We start from the raw sequence: 1381 nt of genomic DNA on the forward strand, positions 1-1381 counted from the left end.
CGGATGAAAGTGATAAACCTTCCCATCCTCCGGCAACCCAACTTTCTCCCTCACCTCATCCCACCAACACAGTTCCTTGATCCGCTCTTTCTCCGCCAACCAATTCACGTGCGGTGCAGAGCTGCTATGGCCGAGCAGTTCGTCCAGCGCATCCCATTTGTAAGGACGGTGGAACCACTCGCTTTCCTTGAGCACAATCAGTTGCGAGATCGATTGCGCATGGGCCGGTACCTTGAGCGCCGCTTGCAGTTCTTCGGCAGTCATTTTGCCGTCGCGGTTGCGGTCGATAATGTCGAACAGTCTGCGCTGGACGGGGCCTTTGTCGCCTGCGTCGGCCATCGGGCCATAGCGTTCCAGTTGTGCGCCGCTGAAGCGGTCCTCCGCGCGGTAGAGGGAGGCCAGGTGTTCCCGCGGTGAGGCGTAGTCGAAGATGACTTCGTAGCCGTCCCACGACCAGGGATTGACCCATGGGGTCACGCCAACTTCTTCGCAGACCCAGCCGTCGAGCGGGGTATCGTCGGCGTCGATGAGCAGGCCATCGAGGCGATACCAGTGGCGCGGGGGGTGGCCATAGGTGCTAGGAAGGACGATTTTATGCTCGGCCGGCAGATCGTCGAGCAGGCTTTTGGGAATCAACAGGTCGGCGCCGCTGAAGAGCTTGGCGAGGCTCAGTTGAGGGGACCGTCCGCTGCCGAAACCGTCCTCATGGGCCAATACGGGCGTGCCTTTGGCGAGCTTCAGCCAGGTCCTGTCGCGCTTCGGTAACCGCTCGGCCCAGGCGCGACTGGCTTCGAGGAAGGCGTCGGCGTCTTGCTCGCTGAACACCTCCAGATGCAGTTTGTGCTCCGGTCGGTCGGCCCCGCAGTTTTGATACAAGCCGATGTGACCGATCAGGTCGCCGGCCTTGATCGGCACGGGCTGATTGAGTACCACCACTTGGTCATGGGCCAGGGGCTCCGGTGCCCCCAGTAGCGACGGGTAATGAACATACTGGTTGATGCGCTCCAGTTTGAGGAATTCACCTTCGCCACTGACGGTCACTTCGGTGCCCGAAGGCAGTTTCATAAGGACGTCGCAGTCGGCATTCGCCTCGGCACGCACGTGCAGCAAGCCCGAGCTGATAACGCGATGTTGGCCAGCGGCGATGGGCTCCAGAAATTTGCTGGCAACGTAGCCTCGCAATAGACCTTCGGCACTGATCAGCGACTCCGGACCAAGGGTGTTTTCCAGTTTGCGGTAGACGCCATCACCGCTAACGGTGACCTCGGCGCCGCGAGGCAGCAATGTCAGCACCGTGCCCTGCCAGTCTTTATTGCGCACGTTCAGGCCGAGCTGGTCCAGGTTTCCGGGAAGTACATCGTTCACCGTTTCCTTGACCCGC

At 60.8% G+C, this 1381-nt stretch carries 1 pseudogene; it reads right to left on the bottom strand.

Annotated features, from left to right (window positions below):
* A pseudogene (locus ACODSJ_RS24670) lies at positions 1-1365 on the bottom strand (hypothetical protein); the annotation flags it as partial.
* Positions 1366-1381 lie beyond the last annotated feature (16 nt).

It is taken from the genome of Pseudomonas sp. FG6 (genome assembly GCF_057809015.1).